Annotated in this window: 18 protein-coding genes; 2 read left to right on the top strand and 16 right to left on the bottom strand. The window is 57.6% G+C overall.

Translation table 11 applies throughout. The features are described from left to right. Positions 1–150 precede the first annotated feature (150 nt). The 14 genes from ptsG to yceD all read right to left on the bottom strand — a co-directional run bounded on the left by ptsG (position 151) and on the right by yceD (position 12,509). Positions 151–1,584 carry a PTS glucose transporter subunit IIBC gene (ptsG, locus tag AFK67_RS08005; RefSeq protein ID WP_007711399.1) on the bottom strand — a complete coding sequence of 478 codons (1,434 nt, stop codon included), beginning with the start codon at positions 1,582–1,584 and terminating at the stop codon, positions 151–153. A 299-nt stretch (positions 1,585–1,883) separates the two neighbouring features. Continuing rightward, the gene (locus AFK67_RS08000; RefSeq protein WP_007711400.1) at positions 1,884–2,678 is read right to left on the bottom strand and encodes a metal-dependent hydrolase; all 795 of its coding nucleotides are present in this window, start codon (positions 2,676–2,678) and stop codon (positions 1,884–1,886) included. A 10-nt stretch (positions 2,679–2,688) separates the two neighbouring features. Next, positions 2,689–3,696, bottom strand: coding sequence for a DNA polymerase III subunit delta' (holB, locus tag AFK67_RS07995; protein ID WP_007711403.1), 1,008 nt, complete (start codon positions 3,694–3,696; stop codon positions 2,689–2,691). Further along, positions 3,696–4,334: a dTMP kinase gene (tmk, locus tag AFK67_RS07990; RefSeq protein ID WP_038883864.1), complete on the bottom strand. Its 639-nt coding sequence runs from the start codon at positions 4,332–4,334 to the stop codon at positions 3,696–3,698. The genes holB and tmk overlap by 1 nt, the downstream gene beginning before the upstream one ends. Then, the gene (gene yceG, locus AFK67_RS07985; RefSeq protein ID WP_007711408.1) at positions 4,324–5,346 is read right to left on the bottom strand and encodes a cell division protein YceG; all 1,023 of its coding nucleotides are present in this window, start codon (positions 5,344–5,346) and stop codon (positions 4,324–4,326) included. Before yceG ends, tmk begins: the two co-directional genes overlap by 11 nt. Before the next feature lie 10 nt (positions 5,347–5,356). Next, positions 5,357–6,157: an aminodeoxychorismate lyase gene (gene pabC / locus AFK67_RS07980; protein ID WP_038883869.1), complete on the bottom strand. Its 801-nt coding sequence runs from the start codon at positions 6,155–6,157 to the stop codon at positions 5,357–5,359. A 118-nt stretch (positions 6,158–6,275) separates the two neighbouring features. Then, positions 6,276–7,517, bottom strand: a complete 1,242-nt coding sequence (fabF, locus tag AFK67_RS07975; RefSeq protein ID WP_071602741.1) for a beta-ketoacyl-ACP synthase II — start codon at positions 7,515–7,517, stop codon at positions 6,276–6,278. Positions 7,518–7,609: 92 nt separating this feature from the next. Further along, positions 7,610–7,846 carry an acyl carrier protein gene (gene acpP, locus AFK67_RS07970; protein ID WP_000103754.1) on the bottom strand — a complete coding sequence of 79 codons (237 nt, stop codon included), beginning with the start codon at positions 7,844–7,846 and terminating at the stop codon, positions 7,610–7,612. 154 nt (positions 7,847–8,000) lie between these two features. Continuing rightward, positions 8,001–8,735, bottom strand: coding sequence for a 3-oxoacyl-ACP reductase FabG (gene fabG, locus AFK67_RS07965; RefSeq protein WP_007711418.1), 735 nt, complete (start codon positions 8,733–8,735; stop codon positions 8,001–8,003). Positions 8,736–8,748: 13 nt separating this feature from the next. Further along, entirely contained in the window at positions 8,749–9,678 is a 930-nt protein-coding gene (fabD, locus tag AFK67_RS07960; protein ID WP_007711421.1) for an ACP S-malonyltransferase, read from the bottom strand. Between the two features lie 17 nt (positions 9,679–9,695). Next, positions 9,696–10,649: a beta-ketoacyl-ACP synthase III gene (locus AFK67_RS07955; RefSeq protein WP_007711424.1), complete on the bottom strand. Its 954-nt coding sequence runs from the start codon at positions 10,647–10,649 to the stop codon at positions 9,696–9,698. Positions 10,650–10,655: 6 nt separating this feature from the next. Next, positions 10,656–11,690 (bottom strand): phosphate acyltransferase PlsX, encoded by a 1,035-nt coding sequence (plsX, locus tag AFK67_RS07950; RefSeq protein WP_071602742.1) that lies wholly within the window; start codon positions 11,688–11,690, stop codon positions 10,656–10,658. 72 nt (positions 11,691–11,762) lie between these two features. Further along, a complete protein-coding gene (rpmF, locus tag AFK67_RS21685; RefSeq protein WP_004385196.1) occupies positions 11,763–11,936 on the bottom strand; it encodes a 50S ribosomal protein L32 in 174 nt (57 codons plus the stop codon). A gap of 51 nt (positions 11,937–11,987) precedes the next feature. Further along, positions 11,988–12,509, bottom strand: a complete 522-nt coding sequence (gene yceD / locus AFK67_RS07945) for a 23S rRNA accumulation protein YceD (RefSeq protein WP_007711428.1) — start codon at positions 12,507–12,509, stop codon at positions 11,988–11,990. A 140-nt stretch (positions 12,510–12,649) separates the two neighbouring features. Between yceD and AFK67_RS07940 the strand changes: the two genes are divergently transcribed. Then, positions 12,650–13,237: a Maf family protein gene (locus tag AFK67_RS07940; protein WP_007711430.1), complete on the top strand. Its 588-nt coding sequence runs from the start codon at positions 12,650–12,652 to the stop codon at positions 13,235–13,237. A 64-nt stretch (positions 13,238–13,301) separates the two neighbouring features. On the opposite strand, the gene AFK67_RS07935 is transcribed toward AFK67_RS07940, so the two are convergent. Continuing rightward, positions 13,302–14,018 (bottom strand): DUF3053 family protein, encoded by a 717-nt coding sequence (locus tag AFK67_RS07935; protein ID WP_007711432.1) that lies wholly within the window; start codon positions 14,016–14,018, stop codon positions 13,302–13,304. Positions 14,019–14,141: 123 nt separating this feature from the next. Continuing rightward, complete coding sequence (rluC, locus tag AFK67_RS07930) at positions 14,142–15,095, bottom strand: 23S rRNA pseudouridine(955/2504/2580) synthase RluC (protein ID WP_007747491.1); 954 nt, start codon at positions 15,093–15,095, stop codon at positions 14,142–14,144. Positions 15,096–15,662: 567 nt separating this feature from the next. Between rluC and rne the strand changes: the two genes are divergently transcribed. After that, positions 15,663–18,857 (top strand): ribonuclease E, encoded by a 3,195-nt coding sequence (gene rne, locus AFK67_RS07925; protein WP_007711436.1) that lies wholly within the window; start codon positions 15,663–15,665, stop codon positions 18,855–18,857. Positions 18,858–18,891: the final 34 nt, after the last annotated feature.

The following is an 18,891-nucleotide window of genomic DNA, read 5'->3' as shown; positions in this document are numbered from 1 at the left end:
CGCGTCATGCAGGCAAGAATCGCTGTCTTAACGCCTGGCCGATGGCCCTGACGCGCTCTTTTATGTATCGGCCGACCCTTCTGCCCTTGCGAATTTCAGGCGTAAAAAAAGGGAGGCTTGCGCCTCCCTTTATCTCCCCGACAGCCAGGATTAGCTGTTACGGATGTATTCATCCATTTCGGTTTTCAGGTTATCGGACTTGGTGCCGAAAATCGCCTGAACGCCGGAGCCTGCAACAACCACGCCCGCAGCGCCCAGTTTCTTCAGGCCAGCCTGATCCACTTTCGCCACGTCAGCCACGCTTACGCGCAGACGAGTGATACAGGCGTCGAGGTTGGTGATGTTTTCTTTACCACCAAACGCGGCCACCAGAGCCGGAGCCATCTCGCTGGTTGCGCCAGCTTTAGCGTCTTCGGTAGCGTCTTCACGACCCGGAGTTTTCAGGTCCATCGCTTTGATCAGCACGCGGAAGATGGTGTAGTACACCACGGCGTAGCAAAGACCGACAATCGGGAACAGCCACAGTTTGCTGCTGTTACCAGACAGAACGATGAAGTCGATCAGGCCGTGCGAGAAGCTGGTGCCGTCACGCATACCCAGAAGGATACAGATCGGGAAGGCCAGGCCTGCCAGAATCGCGTGGATAACGTACAGGATCGGCGCCACGAACATGAACGAGAACTCGATAGGCTCGGTGATACCGGTCAGGAACGAGGTCAGCGCAGCGGAGATCATGATACCGCCCACTTTGGCGCGGTTTTCCGGTTTAGCGGAGTGCCAGATAGCGATAGCAGCAGCCGGCAGACCGTACATTTTGAACAGGAAGCCGCCAGACAGTTTGCCCGCGGTCGGGTCGCCTGCCATGTAACGCGGGATATCGCCGTGGAACACCTGACCTGCGGCGTTGGTGAATTCACCAATCTGCATCTGGAAAGGTACGTTCCAGATGTGGTGCAGACCAAACGGCACCAGGCAACGTTCGATGAAGCCATAGATACCGAACGCGACAACCGGGTTCTGGTATGCAGCCCACTGGGAGAACGTCTGGATGGCGGAGCCAATCGGCGGCCAAATGAAGGACAGGATCACGCCAGTGAAAATCGCCGCCAGACCAGAGATGATCGGAACGAAGCGTTTACCCGCGAAGAAGCCCAGATACTCAGGCAGCTTGATACGATAGAAGCGATTGAACATATACGCTGCAATCGCACCGGAGATAATACCGCCCAACACACCGGTGTCCGCCAGGTGTTTCGCGGCGATCTCCTCGGCAGGCAGGTGCAACACCAGAGGGGCGACCACTGCCATGGTTTTCACCATGATGCCGTAGGCAACCACTGCCGCGAGTGCTGATACGCCGTCGTTATTGGTGAAGCCCAGCGCGACACCGATAGCGAAGATAAGCGGCATGTTTGCGAAAACAGAACCGCCCGCTTCCGCCATGACGTGGGACACCACGGCTGGCAGCCAGCTGAAGTTTGCAGAACCGACGCCCAGCAGGATACCTGCGATAGGCAGTACGGAGACTGGCAGCATCAGCGATTTACCCACCTTCTGCAGGTTAGCAAATGCATTCTTAAACATAATTGAGAGTGCTCCTGAGTATTTGTGCTTTTTTTACGCGTTTCACGCATCAGCCCGGGGGGAGAAACGGGCCATAAACAGGGGATCTGAGTCCCCTTTATTTATTACGCAGAGTAAAATAAATCACGCGATCTTTGTTTGACGGCTATCACGTTTCAAACACACCCTGGGGGAAAACTTGCAATTCTTTACATTAAGTGTTTCAGGATGTTTATAAATCGAGTCTCACCGCCTGAATTTCGGCGGTGAACTTTACTCGCTTTGACTATTAATTACGAGCTTTAAAATAACTCGGTTTATCAGGCAGATTGCAGCGCGGAGAGGTCAACATGGAACAGCGTGGAGAAGTTACGGGTGGTGGTTTCAGCGAGCGTTTCCAGGCTCACGCCCTTCAGCACCGCCATATATTCCGCCACGTCGCGCACCAGCGCAGGCTGATTCTCTTTACCGCGGTGCGGAACCGGCGCCAGGTACGGCGAGTCGGTTTCCACCAGAATCCGGTCGAGCGGAACATAGCGCGCCGCCTCGCGGATCTGCTCCGCGTTGCGGAAGGTCACAATGCCGGAAAAGGAGATGTAGAACCCCAGATCCAGCAGTTTGCCCGCCGTCTCTCTGTCTTCCGTAAAACAGTGTAGTACGCCTGAACAGTCCGTCACTTTTTCTTCGCGAAGGATAGCCAGCGTGTCTTCACGGGCATCGCGGGTATGCACGATAACCGGTTTGTTAAGCTCGCGGCCAATACGGATATGGTGACGGAACGATTCCTGCTGTCGGGCTTTCGTTTCCGGCGTGTAATAATAATCGAGCCCCGTTTCACCCATCGCGACAACGCGCGGATCGGCGGCGAGGCGACGCAGCTCTTCCACGTCATACTCTTCATCCTGATTAAGCGGATGCACGCCGCAAGAGTACGCCACATTTTCCCGCTCGCCGATAAGCGCACGCATGGCGTTGTAGCCCGGCAGCGTGGTGGCGACCGCCAGACAAAATTTCACGTCGCGAGCGGCGGCTTTCGCCAGAACGTCATCCACATTTTTATGCAGAGACTGATAATCCAGGCCATCAAGATGGCAGTGTGAGTCGACTAAAAACATAACGTCTCTCTCAGAGGTGATAAGAAGGAAGCGCGGCGTCAGGGCGCATGTAGCGCTCCCAGGTGAGTAACAGTTCAGTCAGCAGCAGTTCGCGATTAACCGCCGCGACGTTTAGCAGCCGTTCCCGGCAGCGGAAGAGCGAATCGAGCATCGCCTGCAGCACGGCGGGCGTAAAACGCTGGGCCAGCTGCGCCACCAGCACCTGATAATCGGTATTCACCAGCGCGCCATAAGCCCCGTGACGCCACTTCAGCGCGTCCATCAGGAAGGCGGCGAGCCAGTGGAGCCGAAACGCGGCCTGCTCATGATTGAGTGCGGGTAACAAGGCGAGCCAGTCGCCGCTCGCGAGCGCCGCTGCGGTTTTGTCGCCAAGCGCCACGCGCTGCTGCCACTGCTCCGGCTGGAGCAACTCCAGCGCCGCGGCGGGCGCACCGCCCGTGAGGCGCAGCGCGGCGTTAATGCGCGACGCATCCGCCTGCGTTTCGCGCGCAAGCCAGGCTTCAGCGTAACGCGGCTCCGGCGGCGCGAGATGCCAGCTGAAGCAGCGGCTGCGAAGCGTCGCGGGCAGCTGTTCCGGCTCGCGGCAGCCCAGCAAAAACCAGGTGTTTTCGGGCGGCTCTTCCAGTGTTTTCAGCAGCGCGTTGGCCGCCGCTTCCGTCAGTAGCGCCGCCTCTTTGATCCAGACGACTTTCGCCCCGCCTAGACGCGCGCGGTCGTAGAGCTTTTCGTTAATCTCGCGGATAGCGTCGATACCGAGCGTCGATTTGCCCTTTTCCGGCTCCGCCTGATAGTAATCCGGGTGCGTTCCCGCCTGCATCAGCTGGCAGGCGCGGCAGGCGCCGCAGCTTTTCTGCCCCTGCGGCTGCTGACACATGCGCCAGCGGCTCAGCGCGTAAATCAGCGCGTCATCGCCCATGCCCGACAGCGCGTGGATCAATACCGCATGGTGTCCCCTGCCAGCCTGCCAGTTGCCGACCAGATGTTCGAACGAGGGGCGCAACCACGGATACCATTTCATTATTGTTGCTCCTGCACCCAGCGCGTCACCGTAGCGCGAATATCGCGGCTGACGGCGTCCAGCGTCTGGCACGCGTCAATGGTGACGATGCGCGGATCCGTCGCTGCGAGCTCCAGATAACGCGCGCGAGTGCGGTTAAAGAAATCGAGCGACTCCTGTTCGATTCGGTCAAGTTCGCCGCGCGCGCGCGCGCGTTCAAGCCCGATGCGCGGGTCCACATCCAGATAAATCGTCAGATCCGGCGCGAAATCGCCCAGCACCGCCTGGCGCAGCGTGGTCAGCAGCGCGCGGTCAATGCCGCGCCCGCCGCCCTGATAGGCCTGGGTGGAGAGATCGTGGCGGTCTCCGATGACCCATTCGCCGCGGGCGAGCGCAGGCTTAATGACGGTTTCCACCAGCTGGACGCGGGCGGCGTAAAACAGCAGTACTTCGGCATTGTCGGTGATGACTTCATCGCCCACCGATTTAATGTCCAGCACCAGGCTGCGCAGTTTTTCCGCCAGCACCGTACCGCCCGGCTCACGGGTGAACGTCAGGTCGGTGACGCCAAGCGACTTCAGCGTCTCCACCACCAGATTGCGCGCTGTGGTTTTTCCGGCACCTTCCAGCCCTTCGATGACAATGTATTTACTGCTCATTTTTATCCTTAAGCGCCTTGAGATAATCCTGCACCGCACGATTATGGCTGGCGAGATTCGTGGTGAACGTGTGGCCGCCCTTGCCGTCCGCCACAAAATAGAGATACGGCGTTTTCGCCGGATGCGCCGCCGCCTTCAGCGACGCCTCGCCCGGCATCGCGATAGGGCCTGGCGGCAGGCCGCTGATGACATAAGTATTATACGGCGTCGGGGTTTCCAGATCTTTACGCGTGAGCTTACCGTTATAACTTTTGCCCATGCCGTAGATAACCGTCGGATCGGTTTGCAGGCGCATACCGATGCGCAGGCGATTGATAAATACCGAGGCGACCCGGTCGCGCTCGCTCGCGACTGCGGTTTCTTTCTCAATAATCGACGCCATGGTGACCAGCTGATTCGGGGAGCTGTACGGCAGGCCGTCCATCCGCGATTTCCAGACGTCATCTACCGCTTTCACCATCCGCTGATGGGCGCGCTTAAGCAGCGCCACGTCCGACGTATTCGCGGTGTAAAGCCAGGTATCGGGCCAGAACCAGCCTTCCACCCAGTCCGGATGCTCAAGCTTTAGCGCCTGCGCTACCGTCGCGTACTCGTCATCCTTCAGGGTGTGTTTAATATAGGGCGCTTCGCGCAGCTGTTTCAGCCAGTCGCTCAGCTTCATCCCTTCGACAAAGCGGAGCGGGAATTGCGCCTCTTTACCGCTCGCCAGCAGACGCAGGGCGTCACGCACGGTCATTTTCGGCGTGAATCGATAGGTGCCGGCTTTGAAGTGCGACAGCTCGGGCTCAAGGCGCAGCAGCCACTGAAAGACGCGCGGGCGTTTAATCAGCTTTTCATCGTAGAGCTGCTGACCGAGGGCGAGACGCCCGGTGCCAGGCTTGAGCGTAAAAATCGTATCTTTCGCAATCGGCAGCGGGCTGTGCGCCAGCTGGCGCACTTTCCAGTAACCGACGCCTGCCGCGACAGCAAGCACAAGAACCAGCAGTAGCGCGACGCGCAACATTTTCTTCATGGGAACCCGGTTATTCGCAATGGGAAATCAGATGGTTATACAGTTCGCGCGAGGCGTAAGCGTGACCGTCAATCTCACGCACCGGCGCCAGCGGCATCAGCGCGTTGCAGATAAAGACCTCGTCCGCTTGCGCGAGCGCGCTGATCGGCGCGTGAATTTCAGACAATCGCCAGGCTGAGTGATTCAGCAGGCCAATAATGTGGCGCCGCATAAGGCCATCAACGCCAGCCTGATCGAGACGGGGGGTAAACACCGCTTTTCCTTTACGCCAGAACAAATTAGCCGCACAGCATTCCGTAACCCACCCTTCGCTGTCAAGCACCAGCGCCTCATCGGCAGACGTCTGCTCAAGATGCGTGCGAATGAGCACCTGTTCGAGCCGGTTGAGGTGCTTGACGCCCGCGAGGTACGGGTTACGCCCGAGCCGCACCGGGCTCAGCGCGAGGCGAATGCCCTGCGCGCGCCAGGCGTTATAATGGGCAGGATACGCCGCGCGTGAAACAATGCGCGTTGGCGCGCCGCACCCGGCGATGCTGTAACCGCGTGAGCCTGCGCCGCGGGTAATAATCACTTTTACGACTGCGCTCTCCTGCCCCTGCGCCGCCTGGCGCATTTCTTCACGCAGCGCATCACCGTCCGGCTGCGTAATCATCAACCGCTCGCAGCCTTCACGCAGGCGTGCCAGATGCTGATCCAGCATGAGAACAACGCCATCCCGTACGCGAGCCGTGGTAAAACAGCCGTCGCCGAACTGTACGGCGCGATCGGCCGCGGGCAGGCAATTCTGGTCGATACCATTAATTAACAGCATAGAGGCTCCTTAACGGGTCGCGCAGTAGTCTGGCAGGATGACTGACGGGGGGCAAGAACAAGACAAGAGGAAGAAAGATGTACAAAGGCCCGCGCGGGGCGGGCCTTTGTGACGGCTGTCAGACCCTTTTGAAGATCAGAGAGCCGTTGGTGCCGCCAAAGCCGAAGGAGTTACACAGGGTGTACTCCAGACCGCTCACCTGGCGCGCTTCATGCGGAACGAAGTCAAGGTCGCAGCCTTCGTCCGGATTGTCCAGGTTGATGGTCGGCGGAACCGCCTGATCGCGCAGCGCGAGGATGGAGTAGATAGATTCTACTGCGCCCGCCGCGCCAAGCAGATGGCCGGTCATCGATTTGGTGGAGCTCACCATCACGCGTTTCGCCGCGTCGCCGAAGACCGATTTCACCGCCTGAGCTTCAGCCACGTCACCCGCAGGCGTCGAGGTGCCGTGCGCGTTGACGTAACCAATCTGGCTTGCTTCAAGACCGGCGTCACGCAGCGCGTGAGTCATGGCCAGCGCTGCGCCCGCGCCGTTTTCCGGCGGAGAGGTCATGTGGTAGGCATCGCTGCTCATACCAAAGCCGACGAGTTCAGCATAAATCTTCGCGCCGCGTTTTTTCGCGTGCTCGTACTCTTCGAGTACGATAATGCCCGCGCCGTCGCCCAGCACAAATCCATCCCTCTCTTTATCCCACGGACGGCTTGCCGCCTGCGGATTATCGTTACGGGTGGAGAGCGCACGCGCCGCACCGAAACCGCCAACGCCCAGTGGCGTACTGGCTTTTTCCGCACCGCCCGCCAGCATGACGTCAGCATCGCCGTAAGCGATGATACGTGCCGCATGGCCGATATTGTGCACGCCAGAAGTACAAGCGGTAGCGATAGAAATGCTGGGACCGCGCAGACCGAACATGATGGTCAGGTGACCCGCCACCATGTTAACAATCGTTGATGGCACGAAGAAGGGACTGATTTTCCGCGGGCCGCCGTTAACCAGCGAACTGTGGTTTTCTTCGATTAAGCCAAGGCCGCCGATGCCGGAACCGATAGCCGCGCCAATGCGAGGAGCGTTTTCTTCGGTCACTTCAAGACCGGAATCCTGCATGGCCTGTACGCCGGCGACAATTCCATATTGAATAAAGGCATCCATCTTGCGCTGTTCTTTGCGCGAGATAATGTCTTCACAGTTAAAATCCTTTACTAAGCCAGCAAATTTCGTTGCATAGGCGCTAGTATCGAAATGGTCGATCAGGCTGATGCCACTCTGACCGGCAAGGAGAGCTTTCCAGGTAGACTCTACGGTATTGCCGACAGGAGACAACATGCCCAGTCCGGTCACAACTACACGACGCTTAGACACGTTTGTCCTCCAGGGAGGGATGATATTAGTAGATACTTGTGGGACTAAAAGATAAAACTCAGGCGGTCGAGCGACCGCCTGGAGATGTTCACTTACGCCTGGTGGCCGTTGATGTAATCAATGGCAGCCTGAACGGTAGTGATTTTCTCAGCTTCTTCGTCCGGAATCTCAGTATCAAACTCTTCTTCCAGAGCCATTACCAGCTCAACGGTGTCAAGAGAATCAGCGCCCAGGTCTTCAACGAAGGAAGCATTGTTGGTAACTTCTTCCTGCTTAACGCCCAGCTGTTCGCCGATAATTTTCTTAACGCGTTCTTCGATAGTGCTCATACTCTTAAATTTCCTATCAAAACTCGCTTTCGCGATGGTTTTCGTAGTGTATAAAATGTTGAAAAAGTTGCAACTAAATCCCGGCAGGTCTTACCACGATTTTACGCTATTTTGCGGGCAATTGCCCTGATAACGCAAATAATTTTATTCGTGGTTAAACCATGTACATTCCGCCGTTGACGTGCAGAGTCTCACCAGTGATGTACCCGGCCTCGTCAGAGGCTAAAAATGCAACCGCGCTGGCGATTTCTTTTGCGTCGCCTAAACGACCCGCAGGAACTTCCGCCAGAATACCCGCACGCTGATCGTCAGACAGCGCACGCGTCATGTCCGTTTCAATAAAGCCCGGAGCAACAACGTTTACCGTAATACCGCGGGACGCAACTTCACGCGCCAGCGATTTACTGAAACCGATAAGACCCGCTTTCGCCGCAGCGTAGTTGGCCTGACCGGCATTTCCCATGGTACCGACCACAGAACCGATTGTGATAATGCGGCCGTGACGCTTTTTCATCATAGCCCGCATTACCGCTTTTGACAGACGGAAAACCGATGACAGGTTAGTTTCGATGATATCGTTCCACTCGTCATCTTTCATTCGCATCAGCAGGTTGTCACGGGTTATCCCGGCATTATTGACCAGAATGTCCACTTCGCCAAATTCTGCGCGAATATTTTCCAGAACGGATTCGATGGATGCCGCATCGGTCACATTCAGCATCAGGCCTTTGCCATTAGCGCCCAGATAGTCGCTAATCGCCTGCGCGCCGCTTTCGCTGGTGGCAGTGCCGACAACCTTTGCGCCGCGTGCGGCCAGGATTTCGGCGATAGCGCGGCCGATACCGCGGCTCGCACCAGTGACCAGCGCGATTTTTCCTTCAAAGCTCATGGTTTTCCTCGTTTTATTGCGCAAGTGCCGCTGACAGGCTGGCGGGCTCGTTAATCGCCGCCGCCGTCAGGGTGTCAACAATACGTTTCGTCAGGCCGGTCAGCACTTTGCCCGGACCTACTTCATACAGCTGCGTCACGCCCTGCGCTGCGATAAATTCAACGCTTTTCGTCCACTGCACCGGGCTGTAAAGCTGGCGCACCAGCGCGTCGCGAATCGCCTGCGGCGAAGTCTCGCATTTCACGTCAACGTTGTTGACGACCGGGATCTGCGGGGCGTTGAAGGTGATTTTTTCAAGCTCAGCGGCCAGTTTCTCGGCAGCGGGCTTCATCAGCGCGCAGTGAGACGGAACGCTCACCGGCAGCGGCAGCGCGCGCTTGGCGCCTGCGGCTTTACAGGCGGCGCCTGCGCGTTCAACGGCCTCTTTGTGACCGGCGATAACCACCTGGCCTGGCGAGTTGAAGTTCACCGGCGAAACCACCTGCCCTTGCGAGGCGTCTTCGCAGGCGTGGGCAATCGCGTCGTCATCAAGACCAATAATCGCCGCCATCGCGCCCGTGCCTTCCGGCACGGCTTCCTGCATGAATTTGCCACGCAGCTCAACCAGACGTACCGCGTCGGCGAAATCGATAACGCCCGCGCACACCAGCGCGGAATATTCCCCGAGGCTGTGACCGGCCATCAGCGCAGGCGCTGTACCGCCCTGCTCCTGCCAGACGCGCCACAGCGCGACGGAGGCGGTCAGCAGCGCAGGCTGCGTCTGCCAGGTTTTATTCAGCTCTTCCGCCGGGCCTTGCTGCACCAGCGTCCAGAGATCATAGCCCAGCGCCGCGGAGGCTTCGCGGAACGTCGCTTCAATAACGGGGAAATTTGCCGCCATCTCAGACAGCATTCCCACGGCCTGAGAACCCTGACCCGGGAATACAAAAGCAAATTGCGTCATTTTTTTATCCTTCTCGATTAAAAACGAACCAGCGCGGAACCCCAGGTGAAGCCGCCGCCGAAGGCTTCCAGCAGAACCAGCTGGCCACGCTGAATGCGCCCGTCGCGTACCGCTTCATCCAGCGCGCAAGGCACGGAAGCCGCAGAGGTGTTGCCGTGTCTGTCGAGGGTCACCACGACGTTGTCCATCGACATCCCGAGTTTTTTTGCCGTGGCGCTGATGATACGCAGGTTCGCCTGATGCGGCACCAGCCAGTCGAGCGCGGCGCGATCGAGCTGATTGGCTTCCAGCGTCTCGTCGACGATATGGGCCAGTTCCGTCACCGCAACCTTGAAGACTTCGTTCCCGGCCATGGTCAGGAAGGTCGGGCTGTCAGGATTCACGCGATCCTGGTTCGGCAGCGTTAACAGTTCGCCGTAGCTGCCGTCCGCATGCAGATGCGTGGAGAGAATGCCTGGCTCTTCGCTCGCGCCAAGCACAACCGCGCCTGCGCCGTCGCCGAACAGAATGATCGTGCCGCGATCCTCAGGATCGAGCGTACGCGCCATCACGTCTGAGCCTATCACCAGCGCATGTTTCACCGCGCCTGATTTTACATATTGATCGGCGATGCTCAGCGCATAGGTAAAGCCAGCGCAGGCGGCAGCGACGTCAAACGCCGGGCAACCTTTGATGCCTAGCAGGCTCTGAACCTGGCAAGCCGCGCTCGGGAAAGCGTGCGTGGCGGAGGTAGTGGCGACGATAATCAGGCCAATCTGTGTTTTGTCGATGCTGGTCATGTCAATCGCGCGCAGCGCCGCTTCGTGGCCCATGGTGGCGACGGTCTCGTCAGGCGCCGCAATGCGACGCTCACGGATACCGGTGCGAGTGACAATCCACTCGTCAGAGGTTTCCACCATTTTTTCCAGATCGGCGTTCGTCCGCACTTGTTCAGGCAGGTAGCTGCCTGTACCAATAATCTTCGTATACATGTACGCTCAGTCACTCTTGGGTAATACAGATTCCAGGCGAGCGGCAATCCGCTGAGGGACTTGTCGCTGCACCGCCTGCACTGCCTGTTCAATCGCGACCGCAAAAGCTCGCTGATTGGCTGCACCGTGGCTCTTAATCACCGTGCCGCGCAATCCTAACAGACAGGCGCCATTATACTGGTCGGGGTTGAGGTGACTGAATCGCCTTGAGAGGCTTTTTTGTAACCAACGCTTTAATAAAAGCCACCACCACGACCGTTTTTTTCCTTCGCCCTGCGATTTGAGCAGCGAAAGGAACATCCTGACAACACCTTCCATCGTTTTTAACGTGACGTTACCGACAAAACCATCGCATACCAGGACATCCGTTTTGCCGGTCAGTAATTCGTTTGCTTCGAGGTAGCCGATGTAGTTCAACGATGGCACTGTTTTTAACAGCGCCGCAGCGTCGCGGATGCTGTCGAGCCCTTTCGTCTCTTCTTCGCCGATGTTAAGGAGCGCGACGCGCGGATTTTTAATGCCGAGCACCTCTTCCGCCATCACCGAGCCCATAATCGCAAACTGCGCAAGCATGGTGCTGTCACATTCCACGTTGGCGCCTAAATCCAGCACCACCGTTTTGCCTTTCTGCTGATGCGGCAATATCGTCACCAGCGCTGGGCGCTCAATGCCGTCGACCGGCTTAAGCAGCAGTTTGGCAAGCCCCATCAGCGCGCCGGTATTCCCGGCGCTGATGCAGGCCTGCGCGCGGCCTTCTTTCACCAGCTCCAGCGCGATACGCATGGAGCTACCACGGCTGTTGCGCACAGCCTGAGAAGGACGGACATCACTGGCAATAACCGATTCTGCCGCAATGATTTGCAGCCGCGAACGTTGTTCAAAATCAGCTCTGGCAAGTAATGGCGTGATGGCGTCGGGGTCGCCGACTAAAAGAAGATGCAAATGTGGATCAGAATTCAGTGCCTGCAATGCTGCAGGCACTGTCACGGCAGGACCAAAGTCCCCGCCCATGACATCTAACGCCAGGGTTAGAGGTGTCAAGATATCGCCAGGTTACGGTTATCCCCGCTGGAGCGGGGAAAGCGCACTAAGCTCAATCACGCTTGCGCGTGATTACTTAGTGATAACCTTGCGACCGCGGTAGTAACCGTCGGCGGTGATGTGGTGACGCAGATGGGTTTCACCAGAAGTTTTGTCTACAGACAGGCTGGTGACAGCGGTCAGAGCGTCATGAGAACGACGCATACCGCGCTTGGAACGAGTGGGTTTATTCTGTTGTACGGCCATGGACCTTACTCCTCAATTACGGCTTATCCCCGCTCGCGCGGGAAACACCTGTTACTTACGCTTTAAACTGGCTAACACGGCAAATGGATTTGGCTTCTGTGCCTCTTCAGGCAATTCACCAAAGACCATGTCCGCCTCGGACACTTCACAGTGTTCAGAATCATGCACCGGAACTACAGGCAGGGCGAGGATTAATTCATCCTCCACCGTCGCCAGCAGATCGATTTCGCCGAAATCATTAACTTCAATCGGCTCATACGCTTCCGGGAGTGCTTCCGCCTGATCGTCGTTAGAGATCGGGCTGAAACAATACGTTGTGTGAACAACATGACTAAACGGCTGACCGCAACGCTGGCACGCGAGCGTTACCGTAACCGTCGCATCGCCTTTTAAAACGGCGAGACGCTGGTTATCGATAGCGAACGACATGGAGCATTCGACATCGCTGTCCACACTGACCACAGATTCGGCGATACGCTCTACCTGTTCAGGAGTATAGATACCCTGATAATCGAGGCGTTTTTGAGCCGTACGAACCGGATCAAGAGTCAGGGGTAATTTTACCTTTTGCATAGGGCGCGCATATTAACTTTGTAACGTCATAGAGTCAAAGAAAAAGGCGGGTTTGAAACACCTTTTACCATTTATTCGCACACATTGCGGCCGACAGTTTAAAATAGCGCTCATCGATTCGCTATCTTTCACTGAAAAATATGACCTCAATCGTGCTTGCTTCCACGTCGCCGTTTCGCCGTAGCCTGTTAGAAAAACTGGGTTTACCGTTTGAAACCGCAGCGCCTGAGACTGACGAAACCCCATACGCGGGTGAAACCGCACAACAATTAGTATTAAGGCTGGCTTTGCAAAAAGCGCAAGCGCTGCGGGAAAAATATCCCCGGCATTTGATTATTGGCAGCGATCAGGTTTGCGTGCTGAATAATACCATTACCGGCAAACCTCACACGTTTGAAAATGGCGTTAAACAGCTGCGTCAGGCGAGTGGTCAGGTTGTTACTTTTTATACCGGCGTTGCGCTTTATAATAGCGCCACCGGCGCGCAGCAATGCGATTGCGAGCCGTTCCATGTGCACTTTCGCACGCTGAGCGACGCGGAAATCGAGAATTACCTGCATCGGGAAACGCCCTGGTCGTGCGCAGGCAGCTTTAAAAGCGAAGGGCTTGGCATCACGCTCTTTGACAGGCTCGACGGACGTGACCCGAACACCCTGATTGGCCTGCCGCTGATTCGCCTGTGTGAAATGCTCCGGCGCGAAGGTATCGACCCCCTCTCCCATCGTTAGACGCCAGAAAGCAAAAAGCCCTGCATCGCAGGGCTTTTTTATTGCACGTTTAGTGCAAGGCGGCTTATTGCATTTCCGCCAGCTGACGTGCAACGGCCAGCAGTTCCTGTTGTTTTTCGCGCATTGCGGTTAGTTTTTCGTTGAACAGATCCAGCTGCTTCTGGTCAGTAAACTGCGCCATCGCGCCGGTGTACTGCACTTTATTACCGAGGCTGTTCAGGTAGTTGCCGATATCCAGCGCCTGGCCAAGAATCGCGTCGGTCAGAGAGAGCGTCTGGGTCAGCAGCGCGTTAGGACGCACCACGGTTTTCTGATAAGCCTGGTCAAAGACCGTTTTCAGGTCGTCCGGTTGTTTCAGTTTGGAATAACGATCTTCCACGCTCTTCATGGTATCCGCGCGTTTCGTTTCGATATTCCCCAGCTCTTTGCGGGATTTTTCGATAGTCTCGCGTTTTTCCACCATATCTTTTGCGCTGGACACGCCGCGCATCTGACGCATGGCCTGATCGTTACCTGAGAACGCTGCGGTCATTTCATTAGAGTAATCGCTCAGGATGGCGTAATCGTCCGCGTACTTGCCAAAGCTCTCTTTTTCCTGCGCGGTCAGCGTCGGAACCGACAGCGTTTTGGACGGCAGAATGCGGGTCTGAAGGAACTGAATAAAGGCTTTACGCTGTTCCGGTTCTTTATTGTTATCGCAACCTGCGAGCTGCCACACCATGCCTGTCAGAAACAGGGTAAAGAAAACACGTTTCCATGTCCGGGAATGTAACCAGGCCATTTTTATCTCCATGCGGTTGTATATGTATAAAAAAACACCCGGCCTAAGCCGGGTGTTCAGTATAGTGCATTTCACAACGCAGCGCGGGGGTAACGGGCGAGAACTACCACATTCGGGAGGCTGTCAGCCGCGCGCACGCAGCACTTTCAGACAAGCCTTAAGCTCAGCGTCCATCGGGGCCTCGACGCGCATCGTCTCGCCGGTGCCCGGATGCTCAAAGCGCAGCGCCGCCGCGTGCAGGAACAGGCGGTTCAGACCGGTCGCCGCGAGCTGTGCGTCAAACGCGCGATCGCCATAGCGATCGTCAAAGGCGATCGGATGCCCGGCGTACTGCGTATGTACGCGGATCTGATGTGTGCGGCCGGTGACCGGGCTGCAGCGCACCAGCGTCGCATGTTCGAAACGCTCTTCCACCTTAAAACGGGTTTCAGAGGGTTTGCCTTCCTGATTAACGCGTACGATGCGCTCGCCGCTTTGCAGAATATTTTTCAGCAGCGGCGCCTGCACCGTTTTCACATGCGACTGCCATTGCCCGCGCACCAGCGCCAGATAATCTTTCTGCATCCCTTTGTCACGCAGCTGCTCATGCAGCGAACGCAGCGCCGAACGCTTCTTCGCCACCAGCAGCACGCCGGAGGTGTCACGGTCCAGACGATGCACCAGCTCAAGGAATCGCGCCTCCGGACGCAGCGCGCGCAGCCCTTCAATAACGCCGAAGCTCAGGCCGCTGCCGCCGTGCACGGCGGTGCCGGAAGGTTTATTCAGCACCAGAATATGGTCGTCTTCATAAAGAATGACGTCGCTTAACGCCGCGACCTTTTGCAGATGCGGCGAAACGGCCTCTTCCTCGCGTTCGGCGACCCGAACCGGCGGAATACGCACTTCATCGCCCGCTTCAATTTTATATTCCGGCTTAACGCGTTTTTTATTCACGCGCACTTCACCCTTACGCAGGATGCGGTAAATCATGCTTTTGGGCACGCCTTTCAGCTGCGTGCGCAAAAAATTATCGATACGTTGCCCGGCCTGATCGGCGGAAACGGCAACGATTTTTACGGATGGCGTCTCTGTTTTCATGGTGCGCGATTCTAAATACCCGATGACCGTAGCGCCACACATTTTTATATGCTTATATTGAGTAGCGTATCGATTCGCACAGCTAATGAGTTCATTTCGTCGCCGCTTCGGTGGAACAGATGAACAAGAAGTTAAAAAACTGTGAGTAAGTCGATGCCAAAGGGCAAAAGTCAGCTTGCTATATCAAGCTCAGCAATGGAATAATGCGACTGTTTTCCGTGTTGAGACTTGTTTAGACAAGGAATTTTGCGGAATTACCAGTTTTGCCTGCTAGTCCTTCCACGCAGCAATGGCGTAAGACGTGTTGAACTTTCAGGCAGTTAGCGGGCTGCGGGTTGCAGCCTGGCCGGTAAAGGGAAGCTTCCGGAGAAACAATCCCGGTCATTCCTCTGATAATTGCGCTGTATTTCCACCTGAAATACAGGCTACCGACACTCTGCGCCTCTTAAGCGTCCGACAACCGGGAGGTTGGCGGCGCGAACAGTCACGAGGCCATCGGTTCTCTCCCGGTCAGCGTCACCATGCCCGTAGCTTTGTCGTCAATGTAAGAATAACGAGTAAGTTACGATGAAAAGAATGCTAATCAACGCAACTCAGCAGGAAGAGTTGCGCGTCGCCCTTGTGGATGGGCAACGTCTGTACGACCTGGATATCGAAAGTCCTGGACACGAGCAGAAAAAAGCGAACATCTACAAAGGCAAAATTACCCGCATTGAACCCAGTCTCGAAGCCGCATTTGTGGATTATGGCGCCGAAAGACACGGTTTCCTCCCTCTTAAAGAAATCGCCCGCGAATACTTCCCCGCCAGCTATGCCTCTCATGGTCGTCCGAACATTAAAGATGCCCTGCGCGAAGGCCAGGAAGTCATTGTTCAGATCGATAAAGAAGAGCGTGGCAACAAAGGCGCAGCGCTGACGACGTTTATCAGCCTCGCGGGTAGCTACCTCGTGCTGATGCCGAACAACCCGCGTGCGGGCGGCATCTCTCGCCGTATCGAAGGCGACGATCGCACCGAGCTTAAAGAAGCGCTTTCAAGCCTGGAATTGCCTGACGGCATGGGGCTTATCGTGCGCACCGCAGGCGTCGGCAAATCCGCCGAAGCGCTGCAGTGGGATTTAAGCTTCCGCCTCAAGCATTGGGAAGCCATTCAGAAAGCCGCAGAAAACCGCCCGGCGCCGTTCCTTATCCATCAGGAAAGCAACGTCATCGTGCGCGCGTTCCGCGATTATCTGCGCCAGGACATCGGCGAAATCCTGATAGACAACCCGAAAGTGCTTGAGCTGGCGCGCCAGCACATCGCCGCGCTGGGCCGTCCGGATTTCAGCAGCAAAATTAAGCTCTACACCGGTGAAATTCCGCTGTTCAGCCATTACCAGATTGAATCTCAGATAGAGTCTGCCTTCCAGCGCGAAGTCCGCCTGCCGTCCGGCGGCTCGATTGTTATCGACACCACCGAAGCGCTGACCGCCATCGACATCAACTCCGCCCGCGCCACCCGCGGCGGCGATATCGAAGAGACCGCGTTCAACACCAACCTGGAAGCGGCGGATGAGATCGCCCGTCAGTTGCGCCTGCGCGACTTAGGCGGCCTTATCGTTATCGACTTTATCGATATGACGCCGGTACGCCACCAGCGTGCGGTAGAAAACCGTCTGCGTGAAGCGGTGCGTCAGGATCGCGCGCGCATTCAGATTAGCCACATTTCGCGCTTTGGCCTGCTGGAGATGTCCCGCCAGCGCCTGAGCCCGTCGCTTGGCGAGTCCAGCCATCACGTCTGCCCGCGCTGTAGCGGCACTGGCACCATCCGCGATAACGAATCCCTGTCGCTCTCTATCCTGCGTCTGATTGAAGAAGAAGCGCTGAAAGAGAACACCCAGGAAGTCCACGCTATCGTTCCGGTGCCTATCGCCTCCTATCTGCTTAACGAGAAGCGTGAAGCGATTACCGCTATCGAGAAGCGCCAGGGCGGTGTGCGCTGCATCATCGTGCCAAACGATCAGATGGAAACTCCGCACTACTCCGTACTGCGCGTGCGCAAAGGCGAAGAGACGCATACGCTGAGCTACATGCTGCCGAAGCTGCATGAAGAAGCGATGGCGCTGCCGTCTGAAGATGAATATGCCGAGCGTAAACGCCCTGAGCAGCCAGCGCTCGCCACCTTCGTCATGCCGGACGTGCCGCCAGTGCCGCAGGAAACCAGCGCGCCGAAAGCCGCAGTCGCCGAAACAAAAGCGCCGGCAAAAGCCGCTGAGCCTGCGAAAGAAGGCTTCCTGAGCCGCGCCATCAGCGCGCTGAAGGGCCTGTTTGCGAGCGAGCCGCAGCCGCAACCTGCCGCGAGCGAGCCAGAGCAGCAGCCTGCGAAAAACCGTGACGAGAAGCAGCAGGAACGTCGTAACGGCCGTCGTCAGAACAACCGTCGCGACCGTAATGACCGCAACGAGCGCGGCGACCGCAGTGAACGCGGCGAGCGCAACGAGCGTGGCGATCGTCCTTCCCGCGATAACCGCGACAACAGCGAAGCGCGCGAAGAAAACCGCCGCAACCGCCGCGAGAAACAGCAGCAGAACGCCGAGGCGCGCGAAACCCGCACCCCGGTCGTGGCTGAAGACGCGGAGAAACCGGCGAAAGCGCGTGACGAGCAGCAGCCGTCCCGTCGCGATCGCAATCGCCGCCGCTCTGACGAAAAACGTCAGGCGCAGCAGGAAGTCAGCGAGCTGAACCGTGACGAGGTGGTGGAAGAGACCGAACAGGAAGATCGCGTCGTTCAGGTGATGCCGCGCCGTAAACCGCGCCAGCTGAGCCAGAAAGTGCGTATCGAATCGGTCACAGACGCTATCGAGCCGACTGACGTTCAGACGCCTGTCGCCGACACGCATGAAGACGCCGCGCCGCTGGCTCTGCCTGCTAACGTCGACGCGCCAGCCGCCACCGATGACAACAACCAGACCGGCAGCGAAAACGGCGGTATGCCGCGTCGCTCCCGTCGTTCTCCGCGTCACCTGCGTGTCAGCGGCCAGCGCCGCCGCCGCTATCGTGACGAGCGCTACCCGACCCAGTCGCCGATGCCGCTGACCGTCGCATGCGCGTCGCCGGAAATGGCGTCTGGTAAAGTCTGGATCCGCTACCCGCTGCCGCGTACGCAGGAGCAGGATGAGCAGCAGATGCCTGAGCAGAACACCGCGCCGGTCGCAGAGACCCAGGCCGTTGTCGCGCCGGTTGAGCCTGCCGCTGAAGCCGTGGTGGTTGAGCCGTCAGTTGTTGAGACTGCGCCGCAGGAGCCGGTCGTGGAAACCACGCACCCGGAAGCCATCGCCGCGCCTGTCGGCGCTGAGCCGCAGCTGATTGAACCGCAGGATGCGCCGGTCGCTGAACAGGTCGCTCAGGACGCGGTAGCGGCCGACGAACCGGTTATCGACGACGCTGATCGCACTGACGTCGCTGTTGCTATCGCAGAAAGCGCGCCCGTGCAGGCACCGCAGCCAGAAGTCATCGCGCAAACGCCGGTGAAAGCACCTGAGGCTGCCCCTGTCGCGAAAGCGCAGGAAGAGGAAGCGAAAGCGCCGGTCGTGGCCTTCGCCGCCGCAAAAGTCGCCTCTGCGCCGATGACGCGCGCGCCGGCGCCGGACTATGTGCCTGAGCCGCCGCGTCACAGCGACTGGGTACGGCCGGCGTTCGAGTTCAGCGGTAAAGGTTCGGCGGGCGGCCACAGCGCCACCCATCAGGCTTCTGCCCCTGCAACGCGTCCTCAGCCGGTGGAGTAATCCTCCCCGCACAAAAAAGCCGGTCTCTGACCGG

Origin of the sequence: Cronobacter dublinensis subsp. dublinensis LMG 23823, from assembly GCF_001277235.1 — a bacterium.
Lineage (GTDB): Bacteria > Pseudomonadota > Gammaproteobacteria > Enterobacterales > Enterobacteriaceae > Cronobacter > Cronobacter dublinensis.
This window is presented reverse-complemented; position numbering and strand designations above follow the sequence as displayed.